19 protein-coding genes are annotated in these 20,863 nt (G+C 29.2%); 18 read left to right on the top strand and 1 reads right to left on the bottom strand.

Annotated elements, in window-relative coordinates; all coding sequences use genetic code 11:
• From N5D46_RS03545 to N5D46_RS03460, 18 genes are read left to right on the top strand one after another with little or no spacing between them, the layout of a single operon-like run.
• Positions 1-1,443: an MBOAT family O-acyltransferase gene (locus N5D46_RS03545; RefSeq protein ID WP_280049202.1), complete on the top strand. Its 1,443-nt coding sequence runs from the start codon at positions 1-3 to the stop codon at positions 1,441-1,443.
• Between the two features lie 3 nt (positions 1,444-1,446).
• Positions 1,447-2,379: a hypothetical protein gene (locus N5D46_RS03540; protein WP_280049201.1), complete on the top strand. Its 933-nt coding sequence runs from the start codon at positions 1,447-1,449 to the stop codon at positions 2,377-2,379.
• 7 nt (positions 2,380-2,386) lie between these two features.
• Complete coding sequence (locus N5D46_RS03535) at positions 2,387-3,535, top strand: glycosyltransferase (protein WP_280049200.1); 1,149 nt, start codon at positions 2,387-2,389, stop codon at positions 3,533-3,535.
• 13 nt (positions 3,536-3,548) lie between these two features.
• Positions 3,549-4,424, top strand: coding sequence for a UbiA prenyltransferase family protein (locus N5D46_RS03530; RefSeq protein ID WP_280049199.1), 876 nt, complete (start codon positions 3,549-3,551; stop codon positions 4,422-4,424).
• Positions 4,414-5,736: an FAD-binding oxidoreductase gene (locus tag N5D46_RS03525; RefSeq protein ID WP_280049197.1), complete on the top strand. Its 1,323-nt coding sequence runs from the start codon at positions 4,414-4,416 to the stop codon at positions 5,734-5,736. The genes N5D46_RS03530 and N5D46_RS03525 overlap by 11 nt, the downstream gene beginning before the upstream one ends.
• A complete protein-coding gene (locus tag N5D46_RS03520; RefSeq protein ID WP_280049196.1) occupies positions 5,733-6,458 on the top strand; it encodes an SDR family NAD(P)-dependent oxidoreductase in 726 nt (241 codons plus the stop codon). Before N5D46_RS03525 ends, N5D46_RS03520 begins: the two co-directional genes overlap by 4 nt.
• The gene (locus N5D46_RS03515; RefSeq protein WP_219034171.1) at positions 6,458-7,051 is read left to right on the top strand and encodes an HAD-IB family hydrolase; all 594 of its coding nucleotides are present in this window, start codon (positions 6,458-6,460) and stop codon (positions 7,049-7,051) included. Before N5D46_RS03520 ends, N5D46_RS03515 begins: the two co-directional genes overlap by 1 nt.
• A gap of 29 nt (positions 7,052-7,080) precedes the next feature.
• A complete protein-coding gene (locus N5D46_RS03510) occupies positions 7,081-8,589 on the top strand; it encodes a hypothetical protein (RefSeq protein WP_280049195.1) in 1,509 nt (502 codons plus the stop codon).
• On the top strand, positions 8,589-9,731 hold the full coding sequence (locus N5D46_RS03505) for a glycosyltransferase (RefSeq protein WP_280049194.1): 1,143 nt from the start codon (positions 8,589-8,591) through the stop codon (positions 9,729-9,731). The genes N5D46_RS03510 and N5D46_RS03505 overlap by 1 nt, the downstream gene beginning before the upstream one ends.
• A 3-nt stretch (positions 9,732-9,734) precedes the next feature.
• Positions 9,735-10,283: a serine acetyltransferase gene (locus tag N5D46_RS03500; protein ID WP_280049193.1), complete on the top strand. Its 549-nt coding sequence runs from the start codon at positions 9,735-9,737 to the stop codon at positions 10,281-10,283.
• A gap of 6 nt (positions 10,284-10,289) precedes the next feature.
• A complete protein-coding gene (locus N5D46_RS03495) occupies positions 10,290-11,354 on the top strand; it encodes a glycosyltransferase (RefSeq protein ID WP_280049192.1) in 1,065 nt (354 codons plus the stop codon).
• Positions 11,354-12,343, top strand: coding sequence for a glycosyltransferase (locus N5D46_RS03490; protein WP_280049191.1), 990 nt, complete (start codon positions 11,354-11,356; stop codon positions 12,341-12,343). Before N5D46_RS03495 ends, N5D46_RS03490 begins: the two co-directional genes overlap by 1 nt.
• Before the next feature lie 6 nt (positions 12,344-12,349).
• The gene (locus tag N5D46_RS03485) at positions 12,350-13,468 is read left to right on the top strand and encodes an EpsG family protein (protein WP_280049190.1); all 1,119 of its coding nucleotides are present in this window, start codon (positions 12,350-12,352) and stop codon (positions 13,466-13,468) included.
• Positions 13,459-14,205 carry a glycosyltransferase family 2 protein gene (locus N5D46_RS03480; RefSeq protein WP_280049189.1) on the top strand — a complete coding sequence of 249 codons (747 nt, stop codon included), beginning with the start codon at positions 13,459-13,461 and terminating at the stop codon, positions 14,203-14,205. Before N5D46_RS03485 ends, N5D46_RS03480 begins: the two co-directional genes overlap by 10 nt.
• Positions 14,192-15,295, top strand: a complete 1,104-nt coding sequence (locus N5D46_RS03475) for an MraY family glycosyltransferase (RefSeq protein WP_280049187.1) — start codon at positions 14,192-14,194, stop codon at positions 15,293-15,295. Before N5D46_RS03480 ends, N5D46_RS03475 begins: the two co-directional genes overlap by 14 nt.
• A gap of 2 nt (positions 15,296-15,297) precedes the next feature.
• Entirely contained in the window at positions 15,298-16,092 is a 795-nt protein-coding gene (locus N5D46_RS03470) for a polysaccharide biosynthesis/export family protein (RefSeq protein ID WP_280049186.1), read from the top strand.
• 2 nt (positions 16,093-16,094) lie between these two features.
• A complete protein-coding gene (locus tag N5D46_RS03465) occupies positions 16,095-18,578 on the top strand; it encodes a polysaccharide biosynthesis tyrosine autokinase (protein ID WP_280049185.1) in 2,484 nt (827 codons plus the stop codon).
• 5 nt (positions 18,579-18,583) lie between these two features.
• Positions 18,584-19,159 carry a sugar transferase gene (locus tag N5D46_RS03460; protein ID WP_280049184.1) on the top strand — a complete coding sequence of 192 codons (576 nt, stop codon included), beginning with the start codon at positions 18,584-18,586 and terminating at the stop codon, positions 19,157-19,159.
• Between the two features lie 54 nt (positions 19,160-19,213).
• Here N5D46_RS03460 and N5D46_RS03455 read toward each other — a convergent pair whose 3' ends face one another.
• Positions 19,214-20,842: a carboxyl transferase domain-containing protein gene (locus N5D46_RS03455; protein WP_219034162.1), complete on the bottom strand. Its 1,629-nt coding sequence runs from the start codon at positions 20,840-20,842 to the stop codon at positions 19,214-19,216.
• Positions 20,843-20,863 lie beyond the last annotated feature (21 nt).

Genomic DNA, 20,863 nt, shown 5'->3' with positions numbered 1-20,863 from the left:
ATGTTATTTAATTCTATTTCTTTTGCGATTTTTTTACCTATCGTATTTGCACTTTACTGGTTGTTAAGAAAGAATTTGAAATTTCAAAATATCTTACTTTTAGTTGCGAGTTACTATTTTTACGGATGTTGGGATTGGCGTTTCATGTTTTTATTAGCTTTTTCAACATTTTTAGATTACTATTCCGGAATTAAAATAGAAGAAGCGACTTCTCAAAGTCTAAAAAAAATATGGTTAACAATAAGTATAGGGATTAATCTTGGTTTTTTAGGATTTTTCAAATACTATAATTTTTTTGTAGATTCTTTTGCAGAAATGTTGGGAGGATTAGGTTTAGAAGTTCATCCTTGGACATTACAAATTATCTTACCAGTAGGTATTTCGTTTTATACTTTTCATGGTTTATCCTATATCATAGATATTTATTATGGAAGACTAAAAGCTGAAAGAAATATTGTTGATTACTCAGTTTTCGTAAGTTTTTTCCCGTTATTAGTTGCAGGACCTATAGAAAGAGCAACACATCTTTTACCACAGATCAAAAAGAAAAGAGTGTTTGATTATTCGCAAGCAGTTGATGGTATGCGTCAAATTCTCTGGGGATTATTTAAGAAAATGGTAATTGCGGATAATTGTGCTATTTACGCTAACGAGATATTCTCTAATCCAGAATCTCAATCTGGATCTAATTTAGTTTTAGGAGCAATTTTCTTTACATTTCAGATTTATGGAGATTTTTCTGGATATTCGGATATTGCGCTTGGTGTGGCTCGTTTGTTTGGTATTAATTTATTAAAAAACTTCAACTATCCTTATTTTTCTCGTGATATAGCAGAATTCTGGCGACGTTGGCACATTTCGTTATCAACGTGGTTTCGCGATTATTTGTACATTCCGTTAGGAGGAAGTAAAGGAGGAAATTGGATGCGTGTGCGTAATACATTTATTATATTTATAGTAAGTGGTTTTTGGCACGGAGCCAATTGGACGTTTATATTTTGGGGATTTTTGAATGCTTTATTTATAATGCCTTCAATTCTTTTGAAAACGAATCGAAATAATTTAGAAATTGTTGCTCAAGATCGAGTTTTACCAAGTTTCAGAGAATTATTTAATATGATTTTGACGTTTAGTTTAACCGTTTTAGCTTGGATATTTTTTCGTGCGAATTCGGTTACTCATGCGTTTGAATATATTGGAGGAATTTTTAATCAATCGCTATTTTCATTCCCAACTTTAAGAAAAAGTGCTTTAGCTACATTAATTTTAGTTGCATTTTTATTGGTGATTGAATGGATTGGTAGAAGAAATAATTATGGAATTGAGAAGTTTTTAACTTCTAAACCAAGATGGGTAAGATGGTGTTTTTATGCTTTTGTTGTGATGTTAATTGGTTTGTTTTTACAAACAGAAGAAAGTCCATTTATTTATTTTCAATTTTAAAAGATGAAGAAATTTTTAATTAACATAGGTCTATTTTCATTATTTGCAATTGTATTTTATATTGTTGTTATGCCTCTTTGGAGCTCTGTTTTACCATTTTATATGTCAAAAAATGTGAGAAGTTGCATGGGGTGTTACGGACATACTTTTACACGAATGCAAGATGCACAAAAGATTAAAAATGTAGATGTTTTAATCGTTGGTTCTTCACATGCGTATCGAGGAATTGATCCTAGGGTTTTGCAAAAAGAAGGTATTTCTGCTTTCAATCTTGGTTCTAGTTCGCAAACGCCAATCAACACAAAAGTTTTGTTGCATCAATATTTAGAACAAATTAATCCCAAAATCGTTGTTTACGAAGCTTATGCAGGTACAATGAATATTGATGGAGTTGAGTCTTCTTTGGATATTCTAAGCAATAATAAAATAGATATTAATTCTATTAAAATGGCTAATGAAGTGCATAATTTATTAGCGTATAATACTTTAATTTTTTCTGGGTTTCGTCAAACTTTTGGTTTAAATAAAAGATTTAAAGAAGCTATTCAGCAAGGGGATGATACTTACATTTCTTCAACAGGATATGTCGAATCAAAATTTAAAAATAATATTTTTAATAAAGAAAATTATACAAGTTGGGATTTAAGAGACAGTCAAAAAGAAGAATTGATTAATAATATAGAATTTATTAAAAGTAAAGGGATTGATGTTTATATTATTCAGGCACCTATTACAAAAACGCTTTATAACTCAATTAATAATAATAAAGATGTAGATGTTTTTTTAAGTAATTTAGGTAATTATAAAAACTATCAAAATTTAGTTGAATTAAGAGATTCGACTGATTTTTATGATAACAACCATTTGAATCAGATTGGTGTCGAGAAATTCAATGCAATTTTAAGCAAAGATTTAAAAATTCTTTTAAAGAAATAGTAAATTTATGATCAACCAACAAAAAAAAATACTTTTTGTTTATTACAAGCTTTTCAAAGCTGGAGGAGTAGCGCGCGTATTAGTTTCTTTAGCAAATGAATTAGTTGCAAAAGGAAATGAAGTTTCGATTGTGATTATGATTAATGATACAGCTAGTTTTTTTGAGCTTGATAAGCGTGTAAAAATCATCGTGATTGATACTTTTTCGCATTGGGGATTTCAAAAAATAAATGTTAATCTGAATAAATATTTTCCAAAATTACCTTACAAAAATAACATCAAAAATTATGTGTACGATTTTGGGCAATGGGAAATGTTACATAAATGGATGAACAAGAATGGGCAAAATTATGATGTAATTATTTCTTCTTGGTACAAATTGTCTGCACAATTAGCTCTTAATAAAAAAGTTAGAAATAAAACGATTGCTTGGGAACATGCTAATTTTGAAGTTGGTGGAAAATTATGGAAAGATACTTTACGAAAACATTATAAGAAGTTGAAAGGTGTTGTTTGTATTAATTCAAACTCTTTAGAACATTATAAAAGTATTCATAAAAATGCTCATTTGATTCCCAATTTAATAGGAGAACCTTTTGAGTCTTTTGATCAAAATTTGATTTCTCAAAAAGAAAATACCTTAATTTATGTTGGTCGATTAGATGCAGACAAAAATGTTGGTGAATTGATTGATATTGTAAATGAAATAGATCTTAAAGATTTTAAGTTCAAAATTATTGGAGATGGTCCAACAAAAACTCAATTGGAGGATAAAGTGAAATCTATAGAGGTTCTAAAAGGTAAAGTTCAGTTTTTAGGAAGTCAATCTATTTCAGAAATTTATCAGGAACTTTCTAAAAGTAAAATATTTTTATTTACAAGTAAGACAGAATGTCTACCAACAGTTTTGATAGAAGCGAATTTAACAGCTAATGCGTTAATTTCTTATGATTGTAATTATGGTCCTTCGGATATTGTGAATGAAAAGAATGGTTTTTTAATTCCAATGAATGATAAACAATTGTTTAAAGAGAGATTGCAATTTTTGATTAATAATCCTATGATATTGAATAATCTACGTATATCAAGTTATGAAGAGTCAAAGGAATGGGGAAAAGAAAAAATATTAGATAAATGGATAACTATTTTAAAATAGATATAATAATTAAATGCTAAACTATTTAAAACTTATACGAGTTAACCAATGGGTAAAAAATCTATTTGTTTTTTTACCAATATTTTTTTCGGGAAATTTATTGAATATCGATTTGTTTATTGTGTCGTTTTATGGCTTTTTAATCTTTTCGTTTGTGGCAAGTAGTATTTATATTATCAATGATTATGTCGATATAGAAAAAGATAAAAAACATCCCGAAAAGAAAAATAGACCATTGGCAAGTGGTAAAATATCGAAGCAAAATGCTTTAATTCTATTTGTTATTTTAGTCATTGTAACATCAATTCTGATTTATTTTTTTGGAAATAAATATGTCGCAATTCTTGTTGGAATTTACTTTTTTATGAATTTGGCTTATTCATTCAAGTTAAAACAAATTGCAATTCTTGATGTGATGATTATAGCATTTGGATTCTTACTAAGAGTTTTTGTTGGTGGTTATATGACTAGTTTAATTGTAACGGATTGGACAACTTTGTTAGTATTTGATTTGGCACTAATTTTAGCTTTAGGAAAACGTAGAGGGGAATTAATTAATGCCGATTTACAAGGAATTACAAGGAAATCTCTAGATGGTTATAATCTCAATTTTCTTAATTCTGCCTTGGCTATAACTTGTACTGTCGCTGTAATTTGTTACATGATGTTTATTCTTTCCCCAGAAACACAATCCAAATTTCACCATTATATTATTTATACCTTTATCTTTGTTTTTGCAGCCGTTTTGCGCTATTTGCAACAGACGTTTGTATATGCTAAAACAGAATCTCCGACTAAATTGATTTTTAAAGATCATTTTCTTCAAATTTTAATTGTTATGTGGGGAATCTGTTATGTTTTATTGATTTATTTTAACAATGGAAAATAAAAAATTAATCCCAGTTGCCAATTGGGGACTGTATCCATCTATAAAAGCCAATGTTGTCTCTCCAACTACAATTCTAGAATTTCAGGAAGCAATTCTTTCAAATGAAGAAGTTATTGCGAGAGGAAATGGTCGTTGTTATGGAGATGCATCATTACAAAATACAATTATTTCAACTTCGAAATGGAATAAATTTATCGATTTTGATCGCGAACATGGCATTATAGAAGTTGAATCTGGTGTTTTATTATCAGATATTTTAGAAGTTTCAATTCCGGCAGGATATTTCATTTCAGTCACTCCTGGAACCAAATTTATTACAGTTGGCGGAGCAATTGCATCAGATGTTCATGGAAAAAATCATCACATCGATGGTTGTTTTTCTGATCATTTAATTCATTTCGATTTAATGATCGAAAATGGAGATATTTTACATTGTTCAAGAAATGAAAACACAGATTTGTTTTGGGCAACAATAGGAGGAATGGGATTGACAGGAATTGTTATTTCTGCTAAATTTATGTTGAAAAAAATTGAGTCAGCATATATTCGAAATGAAGCAATTCAGGCAAAGAATTTAGATGAAATTTTCGAACTATTCGAATCTTCTGAATCTTGGACATATAATGTTGCGTGGTTAGATTGTTTACAAAAAGGAACTTCTTTAGGAAAATCGATTATGTTGCGAGGCGAACATGCGACTTTAGATGAGTTACCTCAAAAATTTAAAAAGAATCCTTTAAAAATTAAGAAGAAATTAAACTTAAATATTCCATTTTTCTTTCCAAATTTTGCGTTGAATCCTTTATCAATTAAGATTTTCAATTGGTTATATTTTAATAAACAAGGTAAAAAGCATTTGAAAAATTATGTGGATTACGAAACATTTTTTTATCCGTTAGATGCTGTTCATAATTGGAATCGTATTTATGGGAAAAATGGTTTTATTCAATATCAATTTGTGATTCCAAAGGAGACGGGAAAAGAAGGAATGCGAAAGATTTTGGAAACAATTGCTGCTAGTGGAAATGGTTCTTTTTTAGTCGTATTGAAATTGTTTGGTGATAATAATCCAAAAGCGTATAATTCGTTTCCAATGAAAGGATATACCTTGGCTTTAGACTTTAAAGTGAATAATAAATTAGAAAAATTAATTGCAAGTTTAGATAAAATTGTGATGGATTATGGAGGACATATTTACCGAACAAAAGACGCGATGTCTAATCCTGCTTTGACAGATTATTTACAACATATCGATTCTCCAAAATTCGAGTCGATGCAAAACGAACGTATCAATAGATTTAAACAAAAATGATAGTAATAGGATCAAATTCTGATGTAGCAATAGCTTTTGTAGAAAAGGTTTTGAAAGAAGGTAAACGTTTTCCGATGGTTTATTTATTTACATCAAACATCGAAAAAACAAAGAAGTTAGCCAACCATTTTTATGCAAAATATGAGCAAAAATGCGAGATTGTTCATTTCGATTTAACAAAAGAAAACGATTATTCTTTAATTTCTCATATCGATTCTGAATTATTGTTTTGTGCAGCTGGATATTTAGGAAAAAATTCGGAAGAAGGTTTATATGATGATTGGAACACGAAACAAATAGTAGAAGTTAATTACTCAAAATTAATTGTCTTAATTAATCATTTTGCGCAGAAATTCGAAGCAAAAGGTTCGGGAACTATCATTGGATTGTCGTCTGTAGCTGGTGAACGTGGTCGTCAAAGCAATTTTATTTATGGATCTGCAAAAGCTGGTTTCACAGCTTATTTAGCTGGTTTGAGAAATTATTTATTCCATAAAAAAGTTCATGTAATGACAGTTATTCCAGGATTTATGGATACGCAAATGACAGCTGATATTGAAACACCAAAACCATTAACTGCTCAACCAGATCAAGCGGCTAATATTATTTATAAAGCTTATGTCAAAAAGAAAAATGTTGTTTATGTAACATTTTTGTGGTGGGGAATTATGATGATAATTCGTAATGTTCCTGAATTTATTTTCAAAAAAATGAAAATGTAATGAATCGCAATTTATACCTTTTTGATTTTGATGGAACATTAACTTGTAAAGATACCTTATTCGATTTTTTAAAATTCTCTTTTTCTAAAGTTTATTTCGTTAATTATCTGATGTTTATACCGTTGTTTGTCGTTTCAAAATTAAAGATAATTGATGCTGGTTTTGTAAAAGAAATGTTTATTTCGAAATTTTTGAAAGGAAAATCTTATGTTGAAATTAACCAATTAGCTCAAAATTATTTCGAAAAAAATCATCAAGAATTAATTTATTCAAAAGCTGATGAATATATTAAATCGTTAAGTAATTATAATGACAAATTTATCGTTTCAGCTTCTGTCGATTTTTGGATTCAACCTTTTGCTGATTATTATGAAATGGGACTAATTTGCACCAAAGCAAAATATGATGAACAAGGTTTTTTTACAGGGAAATTTGCTTCACCAAATTGTAATTATCAAGAAAAAAAGAATAGAATCGAGAAAGAGATTGATTTGTCTTTGTACGATCAAATTATTGCTTTTGGTGATACAAAAGGTGATGAAGCAATGTTTTCGATCGCTACAAAATCTAATTTTAGATATTTTAATAAATAAAACTATATTTGTACGACCAAACTATAGCTATGAAAGATTCTTTGAATAAAAGTAAAATTTTTATTGCTTCAATATTGATTTTACTTCTTAAATCTATCTTTTTCTTTACTCGCCATATACAAGAAGATGCTTTAATTTCGTGGCGTGTTGCTCGAAATATCATCGAATATGGTGTTTACGGTTATAATGGTGCTGAAAAAATTTCGGCCTCTACCACGCATCTTTATGTTTTTGTAGGAGTTATTTTTCAGTCTTTTTTTGGAGAAGGAAACTTCATTTATCCACTCCTTATTTTCAATACAATCTTATTGACAGTTGGTATTTATTGGCTTGGAAAACTATTTTTTAATTCTACAAATAAGATTATTTTATTCATTTTATTTGTTAGTTTTTTACCGCCAGCTATAAAGATGTCAATCTTAGGAATGGAATTCGGAATGCTTTTCTTTTTCTATATGGCATTGATAAAATATGGTTTTGTAGAAAGAAAAAATTGGGCATTTATTCTGTTTCCAGTTTTAATCCTTTGGACGCGTATTGATACGTGTATTTTCTTAGGATTGTTATTTATTTACGATGTAATTCAGCAACGTAAATGGAATAACGCATTGATGATTGGTGGTATTTTAGCTGTTTTATCTACAGTAGCTTTCAATTGGTTTTATTTTGGAGAAATTGTAAATAATACAATTACTTCAAAAAAGAATAACTACTCAAATCCAACTATTTTAGAAAGATGGAATGAAATCAAATTCTTTGGACCAAATTATTTCGGGATTGTAAAATTTCCAACATCTATCTTTAACTTTTCAACTATAATTTTATTTCTAATATCTCTAATTTGTTTAGTTATATTAAATAAAAAATGGAATATTGATAAACGAAAAGTTGTTTCGTTTTTGTTCTTGTTTGGACTTGTTAAAACGTTCATTTTTGGTGCGGCTAATTCATGGTTCGATTGGTATTATTGGATTCCACAAATCTGTCTATTCTTACCTATTATATTAATTGTTTTAGATTCCAAAGAGTATAAAACCTTTTCAATAGTATATTTTATTATCTTTTTTATTCCATTTACGTTATATCAAGCGGTTCATTCTATCGCAACGGGACACGGAGAATGGAATCATGCACGTAAAATAGGTTTGTATTTAGATTCGATTGAACCTAACAAAGACAATTATATATTCTTAGAACCAGCAGGTTATATTCCTTATTTTTCTAAATTGAAAGTAATTGATTATGTTGGGTTGGTCGATAAAAGATTAACAGAAGAAAATATCGTGAAAAATGGTAAAGAAGTAGGTTTTTCTAATCTTATAAATAAAGCAAAACCGAAATATATTTTGGAAGATTTTAAGCCAATGTTCAAAGGCGAATTAGCTGATAAATCTATTTATGAAGATTATGAGTTAATCAAAGAATTTAAAATTGCTGATGTTGCAAAATCGGATAATCCAATTTTAGATAAAATCTATAAATTCAAACCTTCTGGTCGAGATTTCTATTTATATAAACGTAAATCGACAGCGAAATAATGGCAGAAAAGAAGAAAATATTAATACGTATTGGCTCACTTCGTCATGGAGGTGCTGAAAAAGTATTGGTCACTTTTCTCAAAAATCTTTCACCAGAAAAATACGAAATTGACTTGTTGTTAAATCTCTATTCGGGTAAGTATTTAAAAGATGTTCCGTCTTGGATTAATATCTATTATTTGAATAAAGGTGAAATGATTACGACAAATCGTCCGCAGGATATTCCGCAAAAAGCTTTTCGAGTGATTTATCAAAAGATTTTGTCAACGTTTCCAAAGTTGCTTTATAAATTTATTTTACCAAATAAAAAATACGATATAGAGTTTGCGGCAATTCATGGAATGGCAGATGAAATCTTGAATTCTCCGATTAAATCTTCTAAAAAGATAGTTTGGATTCACAATGATTTGTCGAATATTCCTGAATATACAACAGAACGATTGAAAAATTTTTTCAAGTTTGATCAGATTCTAGTGATTTCAGAAAAAATTAATCAATTATTTTTAGGTTTAGCAAATTCAGATGAACAAAAACAAAAAGTGGTTCGAATTTATAATCCTATTGATGTCAGTGAAATTAAAAAGTCAGCATTAGAACCTTGTGAGATTCAGAAAAAAAAGGAGCAACTAACATTTGTTTCAATCGGAACAGTTTTTCCACAAAAAGGATTTGATCGTCTATTGAGAGCACATCGCAGATTGTTAGATGAAGGTTTTCAACATCAAGTTTGGATTGTTGGTGATGGTTATGATTTGCCGAATATCAAAAAATTGGTTGAAGAATTAAAAGTTGAAGAAACAGCACATTTGATTGGTTTCAAAGAAAATCCATATCCTTATTTTGTTCAAGCCGATTATTATATTTTGTCCTCTCGCTACGAAGGTTATCCAACTGTTTTATTTGAAGCGATGGTTTTAGCAAAACCAATTATTGCAACAGATGTTTCGGGAGTTAGGGAAATGTTGAATAATGGCGAATTAGGATATATTATCGATAATGAAGAAGAAGCAATTTATGATGGAATGAAATATTTTATTCAAAATCCTGAAATTGCTCAAAAATATCAACAAATCATTGAAGGAAAAATACTACCTTTTGAGTTAGGTAATGCAGTAAATTCAATTGAAAAATATTTAAACTAAATTATGAAAACAATTATTCAGAAAGATTTTTATCGAAACTTTGGATATTGGACGAATTCTCCTTTTTTGAAAGGTTTTATGAGTCCAGGTTTTCGTTTTATTTATTGTTTAAGAAAAGCTCAACAATATTCTACAAAACATCCTTTAGGATTGATTTATCGTTTATTGTTGCGTCGTTATTCGATTAAATATGGCTATCAAATTTCTGCAAAAACAGAAATTGGAGCAGGTTTAAATTTAGGTCATTGGGGAACTATTGTTGTTAATCCGAAATGTAAAATAGGAAAAAATTGTAACATTGCGCATGGCGTTACCTTAGGTCAGACAAATAGAGGAAAATTGAAAGGTTTTCCAATTTTGAAAGATGATGTTTGGGTCGGTACAAATGCCGTAATTGTTGGTGGAATTACAATTGGAAATAACGTGTTGATTGCGCCAAACAGTTATGTAACGCAAGACGTACCAGATAATTCGATTGTGACAGGAAATCCAATGCAAATTATTTCGAACGAAAAAGCAACGGAAGGTTATATTAATAATAGAATTGATTAAAATTTTTTGAAAACAATACTTTTCATATTGCCAGACCTTAATCAAGGAGGTGCGGAGCGAGTAATTACAACGCTTTGTAATGAATTAGATCGAACAAAATTCTGTCCAAAATTGGTGTTGTTCAAAAAAGAAGGTTATTATTTGAATCATTTGAAAGATGATGTTGAAATTATTGAATTAAAGGTTTCTCGTATTCGTTATTCGATTTTCAAAATTATTCCGTTGATTAAAAAGTTGAAACCAGAAATCGTTTTTACAGGTTGGGGAGAAATTTCCGCTTTTTTATCACCAATCATTTCATTTTTTCCGAAAACGAAGTTTATTACAAGAGAAACAAATGTGGTTTCTGAACATGTAAAACGTAAAGAAATTTTATTCTTTTATCGATTTTATAATAATTTTCATCAGATTATTGCACAAAGCGACGACATGAAAAATGATCTGATTGAGAATTTTAGAATTTCGGAAAATAAAATTGTGAAAATTAATAATCCAGTTGATTTTGATTTAATTAATCGATTAAAAATAGAAAGTATTACTATCGGTTTTGACACGAGCTATAAAAATATTGTAGGAATAGGAAATCTTTCACCACGAAAAGGTTTTGATCTTTTATTAAATGTGATGAATGAATTAAAAGGAGAAAATATACATTTAACGATTCTTGGTGATGGAGCTTTTAAAGATGAACTAGCTCAACAAAAAGGAGAGTTAGGTTTAAATAATGTAACGTTTAAAGGAAAAGTTTCAAATCCATTTGTTTATTTAAAGAATGCAGATTTGTTTGTGCTTTCTTCTCGTTACGAAGGTTTTCCGAATGTTTTGTTGGAAGCTGGAGCTTGCGGAACTTATAGTTTGGTAAATAATTGTACGGGAGGAATCAATGAAATTGTGCAAGAAGGTATTAATGCAGAAATTTTTCCAATTGAAAATTCGAAGGGTTTTGCAGAAAAAATGAAAGAAGTTTTACAAGAGAATCATTCAAAAGAACAAATAATTTCGAGTATTTATTCTCGATTTAGTAAAGAAAAAATAATTCAACAATACGAATCAATTTTTGATAAAATATAATGTCAATTCAGCCTAAAATATCAGTCATTGTACCAGTTTATAACACCGAAAAATATCTTTCGAAATGTTTAAATTCGATATTGAATCAAACGTTGAAAGATATTGAAGTGATTGTTGTGAATGATGGTTCTAAGGATAATTCGCAAGAAATTATTGATGAATTTGTTTCTAAAGATTCGCGCATAATTTCTATTCAGAAAGAAAATGGAGGATTAAGTGATGCGAGAAATGCTGGTATTGATAAAGCGAAAGGTGAATTTATTGCTTTTATTGATTCTGATGATTACATTGATTTAGCGATGTTGGAGAAAATGTATGAATTGGCGAAAAGAGATGAATCTGAAATTGTTTTGTGTGATTTGGTAAAAGTTGATGAAAATGGTAAAGAATTTCGTGATTTACCGCAATCGCCTCAATTGCCAGAAAAAATAATTTTAGCAGAAGATTTTACCATTTTTGGTGAAATGAGTTGCTTTGCTTGTAATAAAATCTTCAAAAAATCGTTGTTTGAAAATCATCGATTTAGAAGAGGAATTCATTTTGAGGATATAGAATTGATTCCGAAATTAGTTTTAGATTCGAGTGTTATTTCTAAAATTAATGAACCTTTTTATAAGTATTTTGAACGACAAAACTCTATAAGCAAAACACATACAGAAAAAGGTTTGGATATGTTTGTAGCTGTAAATGAGGTGGCAAATTATTTTTATCAGAGTAATTACAATACATTTGTAACTGAGTTAAAGCGTTTTCAAATCATACAAGGTTATTATTCGTATTTAGCTTATTTGGCTTATGTGAAAGATAATAATTTGAAGCGTAAAATGTTAAATGTTTTGAATGACTTTTTAAAGGCGAATAACTTAACAAAAAAAGAACTTAAAAACTATATACGTTTCGATAGAAATTATTTAAATTCATTACCATTGAAAAAAAGAATTTTTTACCATTTAGCCATGATTTATCCTCAACTATTACTTAAATTTTAATCGGTAGTGAGTTTTATTTATTTATTCATATTTGCATTTCTACTTGTCGCATCTTTTTTAGAATTTTCTAATAAAAAGGTTAGTACACAATTATATGTATTAATTGTTGTGATAATGTGTTTAACTGCTGGATTAGGGTATGCATTGAGTCCTGATTGGATTGCTTATTATAATACTTTTAATTTATTAGCTGATGTAAATTGGTCTGAATTTGATCGTTTTGCAGAAATGGCAAGTATGGAAAAAGGATACCTAGGTTTAAACAAAATTCTTGTTGATTACGGTTTCGATTTTGGTATGCTTACGTTAGTAGTGGCAACTACTTCGCTTATTCTAAAGACAACAACTTTCTATAAATATGGAGGATTTCCTTTTTTAGTACTATTTATTTATGCGATGCCAAACTTCATGTTCGAAGAGCACGTTCATATTAGACAAGGATTGGCAAATGCAATTGCATTATATTCCATTCGATATGTAATTGATCGTAATTTAATCAAGTTTTTAATTTGTATTACAATAGGATTTCAATTTCATGAGTCGATCATTGTATTCATTTTAGCATATTGGATTGCTCCAATGAAGTTTGATGAAAAATTTATAGGTTGGTTAGTTGTTTTTTCTATCATAGGTTTCTATACAGGACTAAATTCTATTATTGAGGTTATTATGCAATATATGCCAATTGGACAAGATAAGTTTGAGGATTATCAAAGTCAGTTATATAATGAAGGTGATGGTGTAGCAGTAGGTGATTTCGTGAAGATTATTTCAATTCTTTCAATTATTATTTATAATAAATATGCTGTAGAAGATAAATTATATTGTTATTTCCGTAATCTTTTTGTTTTTGGAGTATTACTTTACTTCTTTCTAGGAAAAGGAATTTTTGGTATTAGATTACCAGGATTTTATTTAGTTTTCTTAGGGCTTACAGTAGGAAGATTAGTGTATTCTTTCAACGGAGAAAAGTTTAAACGGAATTTTATTTATGTAAGTTTTGTTTCTTATACTATTTTATTGATTTTTTGGTTTCAAGTTAAACAGGGACATAAATCGAATTTTGGTAATTATAGAACATTTTTTAATAAAGAGGCAGTTTACGGATTATGGAAATGGAAATAGTATCAATTATAACACCATGCTATAATTCAGAAAAATATATAGCTGATACTTACAATTCTATAAAATCTCAAAGCTATAAGAATTGGGAATGGATTATTGTAGATGATTGTTCATCAGATAAATCTGTCGAAATAATTAAATCTTTTAATGATAATAGAATAAAATTAATTATTCAATCTAAAAACCAAGGAGCTGCCTATTCTAGAAATTTAGCATTAAATAAAGCACAAGGCAGATTTATAACATTTCTCGATAGTGACGATTTGTGGTTACCAAATTTTTTAGAAACTACAATTAATTATTTAATAGAGAATAATGAAGAGTTAGTTTATTCAAGTTATAAGCGTGTTGATGAAAATTTAAAGCCATTGTTAACAGATTTTATTGCTGTAGATAAAGTAGATCGAAATCGAATTTTATACAATTGTCCTATTCCGATGTTAACATCTGTATATGATTCAAAACGAATTGGAAAAATACCAGTTCCAGATGTAGAACTTCGAGAAGATCATGCCATGTGGATAGATTTGTTAGGTAGAATAAAATATGCAAGAGCTATCAATGAATCTTTAGCTATTTACAGAATTCGAAATAACTCTGTTTCTCGAAATAAATTACGAATTGCTAAAAAACAATATGATGTCTATAGATATTATTTAAAAATGAATATTTTCAAATCATCATATTATACATTTTTTTGGGCTATGAATGGATTAAAAAAATATGGAAAATTTTAAATTATTAGAATATTTATATACGCTAAACATTTCTCCTTTATATATTAACATAATGGGAGCCTATTTTTTTGCATTAATCATTACATTGATCTCAATTCCGAAAATTATACGTATCTCCTACAAAAAACAATTGATGGATGTGCCTGGAGAGAGAAGTTCTCATGAAAATAAAGTGCCAACTTTAGGAGGTGTAGCTTTATTTTTTGGGATTGTTGTATCCACCTCAATATTTGCAACTGAATTAGGTGTTAACTATTCTTTCTTTTTATCTGCAATTACAATATTATTTTTTATTGGATTAATGGATGACTTATTAGTTGTAGCTCCTGATAAAAAATTATATGGTCAGATTATAAGTACTATTTTAATCATTTTTGGTTCTGGTATAATGATTAAGTCATTTTCAGGGTTATTTGGAATCTATGAAATTCCTTACTTTATTGGAGTTATTTTAACCATTTTTGTTTTCATAGTCTTAATAAATGCGTTTAATTTAATTGATGGAATTGATGGTTTAGCTGCAGGAATTGGTATAGTAATTAGTTTGTGTTTTGTTTATATATTCTATAGAATATTTGATTACGGAATTGGAATTTTGGCGATTAGTACACTAGCAGTTTTATTAGGTTTTGGAAGGTATAATTTGTCTAAAAAGTTTAAAATATTTATGGGAGACACAGGTTCTATGGTGATAGGATTTATCTTAACTTTTATGGCAATTCGTTTTTTATATATTAGTGAAACCTCTAGTTTAGGATTAAAAACGGGTCCTGTTTTACTTCTTTTTATTTTTGTAATTCCAATAGTAGATACATTATCCGTTTTTACAATCCGGATTCTTAGAAAAAGAAATCCTTTTTCGGCTGATAAAAACCATCTTCATCACCAGTTTTTAAAATTAGAATTAACTCATATTCAAACTTCAATAATATTAGTATTAATTAACATTTTTTTTATATTCATTGGGTATTATTTTAGAAATATTGAAATTAATAAACTATTTTTGATCTTTATTGTTTTATCAATTAGTTTTGTTGTCTCTCTACGATACGCTGTAGTATTAAAAAAGAATAAAAAAATATCATTATAAAAATGCATTACTTAAAATCAACTTTAACCAAAACTGTAATTTTATTGATCCTCATGAATTTATTTTCGTGTATATCATTAAAAGATGTTCAATTAATTCAACCTGATCCAAATTTAAAATTAGATACAAATGGTAAAATAACTTTTGATAAGCCAGAATATTATATTCAGAAAGGGGATCGAGTATTAATAAATGTTTCTTCAGCATCTAGAGAATCAATGGGGATACTTAGTGATTTTATATCTTCAGGGAATAGAACTTTTGCACAAGGAGAAAATTCTGGAGTGGTAGTTAGAAAAGATGGAAATATAGAATTACCTAGAATCGGTTTTGTTCATTTAGAAGGATTAACTATAGAACAGGCGCGTAAGAAAATCCAAGATGAGTTTTATAAAATCTATGATGAAAAAGGAACTTTTATCGACGTTAATTTAGCAGGTATTGAGTATACTATTGTAGGAGAGGTTCAACAAGGTACGTATAGAGCAAACAAAAGAGACTTAACAATTTTAGAAGCTTTTTCAAAAACAGGATCGAATAATATTTATGCTGATTTAAAGAATGTTCGAATTATTAGAACAGATTTAGATGGAACAAAGCAGGTTTATGTCGATTTAACAAAAGAATCTATTATGAATTCTGAGTATTATTGGATTCAGAATAATGATATTATTGTTGTTAATCCTCGTAAAGAAAAAGTATGGGGTGTAGGACTAAATCCTCTTACTGTTGTTACTACTATAATGGGAGCAATTGCAACAATTTTAGGAGTTTATTTATTCTTTGATAAAATATAATAATGGCAGATACAACAATTAATCAAAAAGTTAAGAAAAAACAATCTGACTTTATTGATGTAGAAAGGCTTATCCCAAGATTATTGAATGCTTGGCCATTATATATAATTTCGATGCTAATTGCGTTGGCGGTAGCATATTATCTTAATAATTGGAAGCTGAACAAAATTTATACAGCAAATACAACATTTAAAATTAAAGATAATAGTTCTGCTAATAATTCATTAGCCTCTAACTCTATTAACTTTATTTGGGGAGGAAATGCAAATAAAATTGATGGGTTAACGTATACATTAACTTCTCGTATTCATAATGAGAAGGTTGTAAAAAGAGCAGAATCTTATATTTTCTATACGGAAGAAGGACGTTTAAAAAAATCTAATATATATAAATTAGATGCTCCTTTTCATGTTCATATTGATACATTACATCAACAAGTTGCATATGTTGATGTAAAAGTAAAACCTAAAGATCATAACTCTTTTTATTTTGAAGTCGAGAACAAAAATGGTTCTTTATATCAGTTTACTAAAGATAGTATTATAAAGTCTGACGAGTTGAATTTACCTAAAATTGGTTATTATAATCAATGGATGGTAGGTAAAAATTATAAAATCATGTTGACTCGTTCAAATGTACCATTTTCTGAGAGCTCAATATCATTTAAATTAGTCACAATCAAAGATGCAACAGGAAGAGCTGTACAGAATTTTAATGTCACAAATCCATCTAAAATTTCAAGTATAATAGCTGTTTCAAAAAATGCTGAAAGTTTGAATGAAGCAGTTGATATTTTAAACAATTCAATTCAAGTTTTAATAGAAAATGAATTAGCAGAAAGAAATTTATCAGCCTACCAAACACGTAAATATTTACAAGAACGAATCGCAGCTGTTAAACTTAAATTAGATAGTGCGACAGATAATTTACAAGAGTTACAGAAGAAAACAGGAGTTTATAATTTCGATTCAAAAAAAGGTGAGCTTTTAGGTAAACTTACTGAATTAGATAAAGAACGTGTAACTGTAGAAGAGAAAATTAATGCATTACATCGTTTAATGCCTAAAAAATCGAGTAGTGTTGATAATTTAATTGCACTTAATATAGCTGGTCTAGATGTTTCTTATTATATGACTAACGTCGATCAATTAGAGGGTCTTGAAAATCAACGTGAACAAATGCTTAAAATCTATAAATCTAATACAGATGAAATTAGAGAAATAGATCGCCAATTAGTTAAAACAAGAAATAATATTTCGAATGTAGTTAATGCACATTTACAAAAGCTGAATACAGATCTATCAATGATTAACGCTAAGTTAACGGAATCCGAATTCAAAGCAAAAGATTTACCATACGAAGAAATTGAATTCGTGGAAGCAAATCGCGGATTTGAATTAAACAGTACATTATATTCAACTTTAATTAATCAATTAAATACAACTGATTTATCTTTAGCATCTATCGTATCTGATATCACGATTATTGATCCAGCTAAAAATCAAGGTCAAGGTTCTATTTATCCAAATCCGCAGCGTAATTATTTAATAGCTTTGGGAATTGGTTTATTGATTCCTTTGATTTATGTTGTGATTAAAGAATTATTAGACTTCAAAGTTCGTGTTTTAAAAGATATTACAAGTCGTACACATATTCCAATTATTGGTTTAGTTGGTCCTTTGGGAGATAATTCACCTTTAGTTGTAATCAACAATCCAAAATCAGGAATTTCTGAATCGTTTAGATCAATTCGTTCTAATCTGAAATATTTATACAAGAATCCAGGACTTGAAGATCATAACAAAACGATTTTAGTGACATCATTTATTGGAGGTGAAGGTAAAACTTTCAATGCGATGAATATTGCGAGTTCACTTGGTTCTATGGATAAGAAAACGGTTCTGATTGGATTAGATTTACGTAAACCAAAAATCTTTGATGATTTTAACATTAATAATAAAACAGGAGTTACAGACTATGTTGCGGGGGATTTAGAGTTAAATCAAATTACACAACGTACAATTTTACCAAATTTAGATATTATTACAGCAGGTCCAATCCCTCCAAATCCTTCAGAATTGATTTTGAGTAATCGAATGGATCAATTATTTGCTGAGTTGAAAGAGAAATATGAATTCGTAATTATAGATTCACCGCCAATAGGATTAGTAACAGATTCGTACGATTTGATGCGTTACGCAGATTGTACATTGTATGTAACACGTTACAATTATTCGGAGAAAAACTTTATCAATGCAATTTCGAATAAATACGATGAAGGTGAAGTTTCGAATGTCGGAATTATATTCAACGATTTCCAAATTAAAACTGGTTACGGTTACGGATATGGTTATGGATACGGTTATGGATACGGTTACGGATATGGCTATGGTTACGGATATTTTGCTGGAGATGAGAATTTTGATAATTCATCATTCGGAAAAATAAAACGTTTAGCTTCTCGAATTAAAGGTAAATTCTTTTAATTCAAATGATCTTAAAGAACATATTTGATTATATACTTGCATTAATCCTACTAATATTTTTAGTGGGATTAATTGTTTTGTTAATTATCATAAGTTCTATTGATACCAACCAATTTGGTGTTTTTACACAAAAAAGAGTTGGGAAAGACGGAAGATTTTTCAATATTTATAAAATCAGAACGATGAAAGGGGTTTCTAAATCGACAATAACAACGGATCAACATCAAATTACCAAAATTGGAAAGATTCTTCGAGATTATAAATTGGATGAATTACCTCAATTGTTCAATATTTTAAAAGGAGAAATGAGTTTTGTTGGACCTCGTCCTGATGTCGCTGGTTATGCGGATAAATTGATTGGAGAGGATAGATTGATGTTGAAAGTTAAACCTGGAATTACTGGTCCTGCTCAATTGAAATATCGTAAAGAAGAAGAAATTTTATCCAATGTAAATGATCCAATCAAATATAATGATGAAATTCTTTGGCCAGATAAAGTTAAGATTAATGTAGAATATGTAAAGAATTGGAGTTTTCGACAAGATTTGATTTACATGTTTCAAACAATATTCAAAAAATAAAAAGAGAATCCTAAAATTGGATTCTCTTCTATTTTTAAAAATATTTTTGTTTTTCTAAACTTGAATAACACCTAAATTAAATTGTTTTTCAATCGGAGCATGATTTGCAGCTTCAATTCCCATCGAAATCCATTTACGCGTATCCAAAGGATCAATAATTCCATCTGTCCACAAACGTGCCGCAGCATAATAAGGACTTGTTTCATCATTGTATTTTGCTGTAATTTCGTTCAAAAGTTCTTGCTTTTTCACTTCATCAACTTCTACACCTTGTGCTTTCAAAGTGGCTTCTTTTATTTGTAACAAAACTTTCGCAGCCTGTTCACCTCCCATAACTGCCAATTGAGCCGAAGGCCAAGCTGTAATTAATCTAGGATCATATGCTTTTCCACACATAGCATAGTTTCCTGCGCCATAAGAATTTCCAACTATAATCGTGAATTTTGGAACAACAGAATTCGAAACTGCATTTACCATTTTCGCACCATCTTTGATAATACCACCATGTTCAGATTTAGATCCAACCATAAAACCAGTTACATCTTGTAAGAAAACTAACGGAATTTTCTTTTGGTTACAATTCGCAATAAAACGAGTTGCTTTATCTGCAGAATCTGAATAAATCACGCCACCAAACTGCATTCCGTCTTTTTTAGACTTCACAATTTTACGTTGATTAGCTACAATTCCAACCGCCCAACCATCAATTCGCGCATACGTACAGATGATTGATTTCCCATAATCAGGCTTATATTCGTCCAATTCCGAGTTATCAACAATTCTGTTAATAATCTCATACATATCGTACTGCTCAGCACGAGATTCAGGTAAAATACCATAGATTTCTTGCTCATCTAAAGCAGGTTTAGCTGCTTCAATTCGATTAAATCCAGCTTTTTCATAATCACCAATTTTACCAACGATAGATTTTATTCTATCCAACGCATCTTTATCATCTTTTGCTTTATAATCAGTCACACCAGAGATTTCGCAATGTGTTGTTGCTCCACCTAAAGTTTCGTTGTCGATGTCTTCTCCAATAGCAGCTTTTACCAAATAACTTCCAGCTAAGAAAATAGAACCCGTTTTGTCTACAATCATTGCTTCGTCGCTCATAATTGGTAAATATGCTCCACCAGCAACACAACTTCCCATCACAGCAGAAATTTGAGTAATTCCCATTGATGACATGATTGCATTATTGCGGAAAATTCGACCAAACATTTCTTTATCAGGAAAAATCTCATCTTGCATTGGTAAATAAACACCTGCGCTGTCCACTAAATAAATAATTGGTAATTTATTTTCCATCGCAATTTCTTGCGCACGCAAATTCTTTTTACCTGTAATTGGGAACCAAGCACCAGCTTTTACAGTTGCATCATTCGCAACAACAATACATTGTTTGCCAGAAATGTAACCAATTTTTACAACAACACCTCCCGAAGGACATCCGCCGTGTTCTTTGTACATTTCATCGCCTGTTAAAGCACCAATCTCAATGTTCGGTTTTTTTTCGTCTAAAAGATAATCAATACGTTCTCTTGCAGACATTTTTCCTTTGCTATGCAACGCATCAATTCTTTTTTGACCTCCGCCAAGGTAAACTTGTTTCAGTTTTTGGCGTAGTTTAGAAAGTAATAATTTGTTATGATCCTCTCTTTTATTAAAAGTTAAATCCATTGTGGTTTTCTGTTTGTTTAC

Origin of the sequence: Empedobacter sp. GD03865 (genome assembly GCF_029840775.1) — a bacterium.
GTDB classification, from domain to species: Bacteria; Bacteroidota; Bacteroidia; order Flavobacteriales; family Weeksellaceae; genus Empedobacter; species Empedobacter falsenii_B.
This window is presented reverse-complemented; position numbering and strand designations above follow the sequence as displayed.

Bases quoted from the DNA above. Each gene is read 5' to 3' on its own strand.
- N5D46_RS03465 (WP_280049185.1), top strand. From the start codon at position 16,095: ATGGCAGATACAACAATTAATCAAAAAGTTAAGAAAAAACAATCTGAC.
- N5D46_RS03515 (WP_219034171.1), top strand. From the start codon at position 6,458: ATGAATCGCAATTTATACCTTTTTGATTTTGATGGAACATTAACTTGT.
- N5D46_RS03460 (WP_280049184.1), top strand. From the start codon at position 18,584: ATGATCTTAAAGAACATATTTGATTATATACTTGCATTAATCCTACTA.
- N5D46_RS03470 (WP_280049186.1), top strand. From the start codon at position 15,298: ATGCATTACTTAAAATCAACTTTAACCAAAACTGTAATTTTATTGATC.
- N5D46_RS03505 (WP_280049194.1), top strand. From the start codon at position 8,589: ATGGCAGAAAAGAAGAAAATATTAATACGTATTGGCTCACTTCGTCAT.
- N5D46_RS03535 (WP_280049200.1), top strand. From the start codon at position 2,387: ATGATCAACCAACAAAAAAAAATACTTTTTGTTTATTACAAGCTTTTC.
- N5D46_RS03500 (WP_280049193.1), top strand. From the start codon at position 9,735: ATGAAAACAATTATTCAGAAAGATTTTTATCGAAACTTTGGATATTGG.
- N5D46_RS03540 (WP_280049201.1), top strand. From the start codon at position 1,447: ATGAAGAAATTTTTAATTAACATAGGTCTATTTTCATTATTTGCAATT.
- N5D46_RS03525 (WP_280049197.1), top strand. From the start codon at position 4,414: ATGGAAAATAAAAAATTAATCCCAGTTGCCAATTGGGGACTGTATCCA.
- N5D46_RS03480 (WP_280049189.1), top strand. From the start codon at position 13,459: ATGGAAATAGTATCAATTATAACACCATGCTATAATTCAGAAAAATAT.
- N5D46_RS03520 (WP_280049196.1), top strand. From the start codon at position 5,733: ATGATAGTAATAGGATCAAATTCTGATGTAGCAATAGCTTTTGTAGAA.
- N5D46_RS03545 (WP_280049202.1), top strand. From the start codon at position 1: ATGTTATTTAATTCTATTTCTTTTGCGATTTTTTTACCTATCGTATTT.
- N5D46_RS03490 (WP_280049191.1), top strand. From the start codon at position 11,354: ATGTCAATTCAGCCTAAAATATCAGTCATTGTACCAGTTTATAACACC.
- N5D46_RS03455 (WP_219034162.1), bottom strand. From the start codon at position 20,842: ATGGATTTAACTTTTAATAAAAGAGAGGATCATAACAAATTATTACTT.
- N5D46_RS03475 (WP_280049187.1), top strand. From the start codon at position 14,192: ATGGAAAATTTTAAATTATTAGAATATTTATATACGCTAAACATTTCT.
- N5D46_RS03510 (WP_280049195.1), top strand. From the start codon at position 7,081: ATGAAAGATTCTTTGAATAAAAGTAAAATTTTTATTGCTTCAATATTG.
- N5D46_RS03530 (WP_280049199.1), top strand. From the start codon at position 3,549: ATGCTAAACTATTTAAAACTTATACGAGTTAACCAATGGGTAAAAAAT.